The sequence below is a fragment of the Candidatus Neomarinimicrobiota bacterium genome (assembly GCA_030743815.1).
Classification (GTDB): domain Bacteria; phylum Fidelibacterota; class Marinisomatia; order Marinisomatales; family S15-B10; genus UBA2146.
In genome coordinates, this window is record JASLRT010000045.1 from 1 (window position 1) to 9,088 (window position 9,088).

General features: G+C 48.0%; 4 protein-coding genes. All 4 read right to left on the bottom strand.

Going from position 1 to position 9,088, the window contains the following annotated elements; genetic code table 11:
* The coding region (locus QF669_04150; protein MDP6456635.1) for an acetamidase/formamidase family protein at positions 1-1,317 on the bottom strand (1,317 nt) is incomplete at its 3' end.
* A 29-nt stretch (positions 1,318-1,346) separates the two neighbouring features.
* Positions 1,347-1,616 carry a MoaD/ThiS family protein gene (locus QF669_04155; protein ID MDP6456636.1) on the bottom strand — a complete coding sequence of 90 codons (270 nt, stop codon included), beginning with the start codon at positions 1,614-1,616 and terminating at the stop codon, positions 1,347-1,349.
* Positions 1,617-1,780: 164 nt separating this feature from the next.
* Positions 1,781-7,873 carry an Ig-like domain-containing protein gene (locus QF669_04160; GenBank protein ID MDP6456637.1) on the bottom strand — a complete coding sequence of 2,031 codons (6,093 nt, stop codon included), beginning with the start codon at positions 7,871-7,873 and terminating at the stop codon, positions 1,781-1,783.
* A 6-nt stretch (positions 7,874-7,879) separates the two neighbouring features.
* Positions 7,880-8,923, bottom strand: a complete 1,044-nt coding sequence (locus QF669_04165) for a hypothetical protein (GenBank protein MDP6456638.1) — start codon at positions 8,921-8,923, stop codon at positions 7,880-7,882.
* Positions 8,924-9,088: the final 165 nt, after the last annotated feature.

Sequence of the window (9,088 nt, forward strand, 5' to 3'; positions counted from 1 at the left end):
GACGTAGGGCATGATGCCCCTCTTTTCCAGTTTATCTACCGGCGCTCTAAAGGTAACCTGGACTACACCGGGAGCCCGACCAATTTCAATAGCACCTGTAATTGTGGCGCGGTTCTGTACTTCGGGAACGCTTACCTCCAGGAAATCAGCAGCTCTTTGCAGTCCATTCTCCGTCGCAGCATTCAGGTCTCCCCCAGTACCTACAAAAGAAATAGGTGCTGATGCTTCTAGGGATTCTAGACCCCAAGCAATTGCTACTGTTTCAGCTTTTTCTCTCTCTTCATCGGTAAGCGGCTGCGCAAGGTAGGGTAGATCTTCTTTGACAGGGAGAATAATGGGTCCATCGATATCCAGTCCTTTGAGAACGTGGACTTGCAGATTCACTGTACCGGAGACATCTGTGGTGTGACCTGCGATCTCACCGTCGCCCTGCATGGCGTGCATATCACCCAGGTAGACACCACCACCCGGCACCTTAACGGGACAGATGAGGATGGAGCCAGCCCGGACAGCGTCAATATCCATATGGCCGTCTGTACGGTGGACAAGATCATCCGCCTCAATACCATAGGCGTGAGGTGCGCCTACGAGGAACGTACCGAAGTCACCAGCGTTATGTGAATCGGGCATGGCTATGGCCGGAGTAGTGCCCAGTTGGCCCATGAAAGGTCGAAGTCTTGCAACAACTCCCACTAGATCGCTAGGACAGAATGCCAGGATTGGATTCTGTACAGATTTTTCAGGAAGGGCGGCATAGTGTGCAGCACTCTTTCCCACCTCCTCAGCAGCTTTTTTGTGAAGAGTTACACCAATCTCGCGATTATTGTCAAAAAATATGGTGTATCCGTTGGTGAAAGTAAATGGCGTTACGTCGTTCCCACACTTTGCGCATCGGACAGATTCCTGACCGATACCCTCTAATCGGGTCTCGGGCCATACTTCATCACAGGTAGGGCATTTACCGGCCACATAGGGGTCCCCTAGAAAACGGTTTTCCATCCATTGGTCATTGCCTGAAGATGTGGCCATGGAGGTGACAGAGATATCTTTTATACGAATTGCAATGGCGTCACCTACTTCGGCTCCGGAAACATAAACCGGTTTGGTTACTTCATGACCGCCCCGAATGGACGGTGTAATCATAGGTCCCCAACAGCCCGGGGTAGTATTCACCATAATATGGCCGCCGTCTTTTACAGGGCCTAACATAGTTTTTTTAGGATCCAAAACGCCATCGACAAATTCGTCTACATAAACAGTCTCGTGACCATTAGTCTGTGTTACCTTTTTTTCCTTTACATCAGCTTTTGCCATCATTAAATCCTCCTTGGCATGGTTAGTTATTTTTAGCCACCGGCTGCCGGGCTGAGAAAAGCGATGTTTTCGCCCTGGCTTACTTTTTGATCCAAATTCACCATCTTTCCAGAAACAACGGGAAGTGTACCATCAAGCCGATCTTCAAGATCCGGATGATTTTTCTTTATTTTTTCTTTAACATCAAAGATGGTAGATGATTCACCTACTGTAACACTCACTCTGTTGGTTCCCAATGTATTAGCCATCTGGGAATCCAAACGTACATTGACCGTAATCATTTTATTTGATGAATTATCCATTATTTATTGATTAAAGGCCTGGACCTTTTATGATTCAATAAAAGGTCAAAAGTCTCACCCCCGAGGTCAAAAGGTATGAACAGAACATGAAAGGTTCAAGAACCTTTGGAAGGTATTTAGTTAGAAGGGGGCATATTGACAGCCTTGAGGAAGGAGTTTTACCTTTATTTCAACAGCACCATTTTTTTGACTTGTTTAAAATTATTAGTTTGTAACACATAAAAATATGTGCCGCTTGAAACATTAGTCAATCGGTTACTGGTACCATCCCATCTAATCGTGTATTTGCCGGCAAATTGTTCTTTGTTCACCAAGCTTATTACCTCTTGACCAAGAATATTGTAAACTGACAACGTAACTCTTTGGTCTGTTGGTATCTCATAATTAATAGATGTAACCGGATTAAAAGGGTTGGGATAGTTCTGGTGAAGGGTAAACGTCTCAGGAAGCTGGGAGAGTATCTCCTGCGTCATGGAACTGACATATTCCGGTGAACCGGCAACGATCTTGAAGGGATAGACAGGGAGCTTATCCCAGTTCTGGTTTAAGGTGACTGATGAAGTCTTTTTAATATGATGTGTCTTTCTATTAATAAGATCAAGGAGTACAATGTCATGTTCTACAGGGAAGGCACCTTCCATATCCATTGATAGAGTAACGGGGCTTGTTTCCTCTTTGACCCTGAGCTGGATATCCCAGACACCTTCAGGTTCAGCCAGTGAGCGTATGTCTGAGGTGAAGTTGGAAATATCCTCACTCCAGTCATCCCTTGGCATAACCACAGAGACATATCCTCCCATATAGGGCGGTTCTGGATTGTCCCTGAAGTCCAGTCCTTCTAGAGATCCTGAGAGTCTGCCAATAGCGTTACCCGGATCTACATAAGTTTTACCATACGCCCCAATGTTAAGCTTCCAGCCGTCAGGTACAGTGACATTTTGCATGGTAATTTCTGATGGTATTAGTACCGGTGTTAATACCAAGTCTTTTTGTTCTATTGATCGATTATAGATCACATACCCGCTCCAGGGCTGGAGCTCTGTTACCGGAGATGACCACCCTTCTCCAGTCCATCCGTAGGTTAGGGGGCCATAGAAATTGGTTTCATCGACTTCTATTTTTACTCTAAATGGATAAGGATTACCAATCATGTTCCAGAGGGGTTGAAGCTCAAACTCAAACTTTGTTTGATCAAGCGAATAACCTGAACCAGTGGTAAACGGAAATTCGGCCTTCACATCATGGATAAGCCAGTAGCCTTTTCCTGGTTCAAGTTCGGTTGATTCTTCGTAGGGATCATCCCAGTCCTTTCCCTTCAATTGCCTGACGTCCCAGGTGGTGGACTTCTTCTTTCCAAGTGCATCGCCCAGGACAGCCACCACGTTATTATCATCGAGTCTGGCAGGCACAGAGATCAGGCGCCACTTGTTTTTAGGCAGACCGTCTTTTAAAACACTGCCAGTAATATCTGTTGAGAGTTTACCTTCAGGAAAATTTATCTCAATAGAGTAGTTACTAATGGACTGATTTCCTTTCTTGTCCACGGAAACAATATTAAAGTGTATTCCCATGGGAGTAATAGCGTCACCAGGTATAGTAGCCTCATACTGGCCCACATCTGTTACATTCATGACGATTATGCCAGTTTTCGTATTGCCGCCGGTGAAATAGAATAATATTGCACTCGAGATTTCATTCACATCTGTAATGCTGGCGTTTATGGTGATGGGTAAATTGACCGTCGCGTACCCAGGGTCAAAAGGCTGGATGGTTACTTTCGGACCTTGAATGTCCTTGGCAATATTGGTTGCCGCCACATCGGGAAGATCGATGCCATTGTAGTTGGGATCAGAGGAGATGGTGGATGCCAAAATTACGGAGTAAGGTATGTTTCCGTCAGTAGTATCAGAATCATCAATGCCGGTTAACGTTACTGTTTTGGGCTCACTCCAGCCTGAAGAGGTGAAGATGAGTGAGTCAGGAAAGATGCTTACCTCACTTATGTCAGAAGAAGACAAAGGAATGATAACATCCTCAAGAGGTGCCGACTCAAGTACTACAGTAAAAGTGTCGGACTCTTCATGTTCCGAGGTTATAAGGCCTGTTGTCCTGCTCACTATAATACCTTCTTCCACATCTGTCACTTGAACTACGATATTTTCCACCGGTGAAGTATAGATGTTGTCTGAAGTGGTGATGCCCAAGGTATAGAAGGGGGTGTCCTCAAAGTTTAATATAGCGGCCGTGGTGAGTGTTCCTGTGGAGTTATTGATAGCAAAGTGACTCTTATCATCACCTGACACGATCCTCCAATCCTGGAGAATATCTCCTATATCAATGTCATCGCCTTCTATTTCACCCACTTTTGTCCCGATGGCTGAATACTCAGACAGGGTGAATTTCTGATCCGGAAACACAGCGGGGCTGGTCATTCCCTCTCCGATCACCAGGACGGTCATGGCTTCTTCGATGACCGCGAGAGAGTCGTCTGTGGAACTGACCCGGATAAAATGGGTTGGCTGGGTGGGGAAGTTCATTTCCACAAGAGTAAAAAGTGAGTCCCCCTCAATCTTGAAGTTGTCATTATCCTTATCTCCCTCTCCTGGTTCAAATTTGTATGTATGTCTGTCATCAATATCTGCATCGGAGGTGGTGAACTTTCCCACATAGGAATTAGGATCAAGACCTTCTTCAACAGAGTTTGGGGTGAGGGCAATATCCAGTGGGGGATCATTTACTGAGATAACATCCACTGTAATCTCAGCTTCCCTGCTCTTTGAGCCGTCTTCCGTGGTTACCCTGAAACCGTAGTTGCCGTGGCCTTCTCCAAACTGGTGGGGATCAGCCGCATAGATCACCTGCTGGTTAGCGCTGGTGACGTTTCTCGGGGAAGAGGTGATGGGATTCCCCCGTGTGGTGCCGTCATCTGTCTGGAAGAGTGTGCCATTTGCTGGAAGCGTTGTGATCTGGAAAATTAGATCCCGGCTATCCTCATCGGAGCCCTGGAGGGCAATGGTCACATCAAAATCCTCATTCACTGTTACGGTCTGGGTAGCGGCGCTCAGTTCATAATCAACACTGCTCACAATTATATTAAACTCGTCTTCCACCCACAGGTCGTTAGAAGTGCCACGGACGGTAATGGTAGTGTTGCCGTACACCTCCAGAAACTGTTCCAGGATCAGGGAGTCCGTGTCCACGTTGACAGAAGCGGTCAATAGTGTATCATTGGTGTTTACCTGGACACTTTTTATTATATCACTGTCCTCATTATCAAGGTCTGTAAAAACAGTGGAAAGATCAATTGTTGTCTTGTTCTTGTCATCGGTCGAATCAGCGGCCTCATCCATAGCCACATCAGCTATTGGGTTGGCCACCGTAGGTGGATCGTCTACCGGTGATACGTTTACGGTGACCGCGGCCGCATCGGAGTCATCTGTTCCGTCATTTATTTTAAAGGCGAAATTGCCGTATCCGTCCCCGTTGCCGTTTAAGGCCGAGACATAAATAAGGTTGAACGCTGCGTTGGCCACTGTTGTGGGGACCTTGGTAACAGCATCCCCCCGGCTGGTGTCGCTGTTGGCCTGATAAAGGGTGCCATTTGAAGGGAGGGTGGTTATGGAGGATGTAAGTGCGCTTCCCTCTATATCCGTGCCGGATAAAGTGATGACCTTGTCCAAATCTTCATCAGCCGTCACTGTCTGGGCTGTGGCCACAGGCGCGTCATTTACAGCGGTCACATTCACCGTGACCGTAGCCGTATCAGAATCGGTGGTACCATCGTTTACTGTAAAAGTGAAGTTGCCGTATCCGTTCCCGTTGCCGTTTAGAGCGGAGACGTAGATCATCTTGAACTGTGCATTGGCTACATCGGCGGGAATTCCTGAAACGATGTCACCCCGTATGTTGTCGTTTGTAGCCTGGTAGAGAGTGCCTTTGGAAGGGAGGGTGGTAATCTTGTAGGAAAGGTTATCACCGTCAACGTCATTTCCTGTCAGTGTGACGGTCCCATCCGTGTCTTCATTTACTGTTACGGTCTGTGCTATGGCTACAGGGACGTCATTCACAGGGGCCACGTCCACCGTGACCGTGGCCTCGGAGCTGAAGGCGCTTCCGGAGAAGGCCTTGAAGCCGAAGTTGCCGTGATCGTCCCCGTTGCCATCCGCGGCTGATCTGTAGATGACCCGGTGGCTACCATCTGATACGGTGGTGGGCACGGATGATATGGCGTCTCCCTGGGTAGTGCCGTCTGATGTCTGATACAGTGTTCCGTGGGGTGCAAGCGTGGTGATCTGATAGGAGAGTGCCCTTCCGTCTACATCGGTGGCGGCCAGGGTGATGGCTAGGTCCGTGTCCTCATTTACGCTTACCGTCTGGGCCGTAGCAAAAATATCATCATTCACCGACGCAACATTCACCGTGACCGTGGACTCACCAGAGTCTGTGTTGCCGTCGTTTACCTTAAACCCAAAGTTGCCGTGATTGTCCCCGTTGCCATCCACGGCTGATCTGTAGATGACCCGGTGGCTACCGTCTGATACAGTGGTAGGCACGGATGATATGGCGTCCCCACGGGTGGAGCCGTCTGATGTCTGATACAGGGTCCCGTTAGAGGGGAGAGTGGATATCTTGTAAGTGAGGTCCTCGCCGTCTACTTCCGTACCGGCGAGAATAATGGTCTTATCCACATCTTCATCGGCACTCACCGTCTGGGCCGTAGCGATAGGAACATCGTCCACGGCGGTGGCATTGATAGTCATGGTGGAAGCTGAACTGGAGTAGTGTTCCCCATCATTGACCTTGTAGGCAAATGTTGCAATAGCACTCCCGTTAGCGTTGGCCGCCGGGGTGAACCGGAAGAGCCCCAGTGTAATGTTAGCTGCTGTAATGTCCTGGTTGAGTGTCACATCCTCACCGGAGTCGTAGGTGGCGTCATTGTCGGCGTCCAGGTACAGTGTGCCGGCGGACTCCAGGGAGGTAATCTCAATATGGTCAAGGGCATTCCCGTCAGCATCAAATAAGTTGAAATCAGATATCCCAAAGGTGTACTCCGTATCCTCAATGGTGGTCACCGTAGGAGCTGAAGTGACGGTTGGTTGGTTAGTATTGCTGCCGGCGATAGTAAATGTTTTAATAAAGCCATCACTATCGGTGCCTCTATAGGCCAATGCGTAGGTATCGTAATCCACCCTCACAAGGGAATGGTTCAGTGAGCCATCATTTTGGTTATTAAACGGCAGGGAGTCCACTTGGGTGATGTTCAACCCATCAGCGGGGATGGTAAAGGTTTTAATTAAGCCGGTCACGATGGAACTTATTCTACTTCTATAGGCCAATGCGTATGTATCGTCATCCACCTTCACAAGGTCATTCTCATATGCATATGCAATATCATGCTCCAGGAGGTCCACTTCGATGATGTTCGACCCATCAGCGGGGATGGTAAAGGTTTTTATAAAGCCGTCATGGCCGGGGCCTCTATAGGCCAATGCGTAGGTATCGTCATCCACCCTCACCAGGGAATTGTCCGCATTATAATGGAGATCATGCCCCAGGGAGAACGCTTGGGTGATGTTCGAGCCATCAGCGGGGATGGTAAAGGTTTTTATAAAGCCGTCATTGGCATCGCTTCTATAGGCCAATGCGTAAGTATCGTCATCCACCCTCACCAGGGAATTGTGCATGCCTCTATCGCTATCATGCTTCAGGGAGAACGCTTCGGTGATGATCGACCCATCAGCGGGGATGGTAAAGGTTTTTATATAGCCGCCATCGTCATCGTTTCTATAGGCCAATGCGTAGGTATCGTCATCCACCCTCACCAGGGAATTGTCGAATCCATTAACGCTATCATGCTCCAGGGAGAACACTTCGATGATGTTCGACCCATCAGCGGAGATGGTAAAGGTTTTAATAAAGCCGTCATTGCTGTTGCCTCTATAGGCTAGGGCGATGGTATTGTCATTCACCCTCACCAGGGAATTGTTCAGTCCATTACGGGTATCATGCTCCAGGGAGTCCACTTCGATGATGTTCGACCCATCAGCGGGGATGGTAAAGGTTTTTATATGGCCGTCATTGCCGCCGCTTCTATAGGCCAATGCGTAGGTATCGTCATTCACCCTCACCAGGGAATTGTGAATGCCCGACTGGGTATCATGCTCCAGGGAGTCCACTTCGGTAATCTGGCCCAGGGCAACCCCACTGAGTGTGGCTAGAAAAACTGGAAGGAACTTGCTTATTATTGAATTATACATTTATTATTATGGAACATCAGGTAATTTAGGTGGATTCTTGAATCCTTTATTATCCGATCCCGCCGTACCCGATGAAGCAATGGCATAACCACCTCCCACCAGAACCAAGCCACCAATGGCCAGGACGGCACCGTTTGCGGCAATAAAAGTTAGGGCTTTTCCAACAAGGTCACCCTGGGCCAGAGCAAGGGTACTGTCTGTAAAATGTTCCTCAGGAGCCTGTTCTTCCATAAGCTCCCAGGCCATGACTCTCAAAACATCTGGCACGTCAGTAGCCGTTCCCCTGTACCAGTGGTTTACCCGGTTGTCCGTTGGCCTGGACTCTCCGCTTAGAATCTGGCGAGTCTTGTTACTAATATCCGATACCCACCCCTTTACCAATATTGGAATATCCCTTGCCGTCTTTTTGGTGGTGCTATCTACACTGTCCTCAGGTTCCTTTGTTTCAGGACTTATGAGATAAAGGATCATGTTGCCAGAGAGGGTGGTTGTGCCGGTGGAGTCTGTGCCAGTCTTTTTGATTCTGGACAGATCAATGACAATGATCTGGTCCACACCGGCACTGTCGGCCACATCGTAGGCACAGTCAAGATCAGCACACTTTTCTTCTAGTTCTTTCAGGGTATCAAGCATCACATCTTCAAAGAGCATTGTGACCGTACTGAACTTTCCTATGGTCTCGGCCTCCTTTTGAACGTAGTCGGCCACTGCAAACATTTCTATCTGGCTGTATTCAGGCGACTCCAGGGGGAGGATGCCCAGGGTGGTATGAGCGATGATCTGATTTTGAGTTGGATCAGGCTCTGCTGGTTCATCAATTACAGCGGTTGTGTCCGTGCTAAGCTGATTTTCTTGTAAGTCAGGTTCAGCCGATTGTTCGATTACAGAGGTTGTGTCATCTCCAAGTTCCATTTGAGTTGAATCTGTTTCTACAGATTCATTAAATATGATAGCCTTTTGCGTTGTGTCAGCGTTACTGACACTTAAGCTGTCTTGGGAAAACACCAGAATGGGTGCCAGTACAGAGACAAGTATTGGTAAGTACTTCAAATTCATTATGTTACTTGGTAGCAAATTTTCTACTTCAGTAGAACCATCTTGCGTGTTTTTTGAAAGCCCTTAGCCTGTAGCCTGTAGATATAGACCCCGGCACTGACAGGGATACCCTGCTGGTCCTCCAGAAGTTTGAGGGTGCCGGCCTCATCCTGCTGCATG

Bases quoted from the DNA above. Each gene is read 5' to 3' on its own strand.
- QF669_04155 (MDP6456636.1), bottom strand. From the start codon at position 1,616: ATGGATAATTCATCAAATAAAATGATTACGGTCAATGTACGTTTGGAT.
- QF669_04160 (MDP6456637.1), bottom strand. From the start codon at position 7,873: ATGTATAATTCAATAATAAGCAAGTTCCTTCCAGTTTTTCTAGCCACA.